This window comes from Streptococcus sp. SS-4456, from assembly GCF_036680365.1.
Classification (GTDB): Bacteria; Bacillota; Bacilli; order Lactobacillales; family Streptococcaceae; genus Streptococcus.
In genome coordinates this window covers 1-221 of record NZ_JAVIHI010000128.1, presented here as the reverse complement: position 1 = coordinate 221, position 221 = coordinate 1, and the positions used below count along the sequence as shown (strand labels likewise).

Below are 221 nucleotides of genomic sequence, written 5' to 3'. Positions count from 1 at the left end.
CTGCTACAGTTGTAGCGCCTGTTTCGCTCGCACTGGTTTCCGAACCTGTTTCACTTGCTGATGATTCACTTGTACTGGTTTCAGAGCTTGTAGAACTTGATGGCGTAGTCGATGCTGATTCAGATTCCGAATGTGATACAGAAGTTGATTCTGAAACAGAGAGCGATTCTGAAACAGAGAGCGACTCTGAAGCCGATTGACTTTCTGAGTTCGATACGGAC

Annotated in this window: 1 protein-coding gene; it reads left to right on the top strand. The window is 46.2% G+C overall.

Annotation, left to right across the window (positions count from 1 at the left end; genetic code table 11):
• A partial coding sequence (locus RFK25_RS11700; RefSeq protein ID WP_443035567.1) for a hypothetical protein occupies positions 1 to 200 on the top strand: 200 nt, incomplete at its 5' end.
• Between the last annotated feature and the right edge of the window lie 21 nt (positions 201 to 221).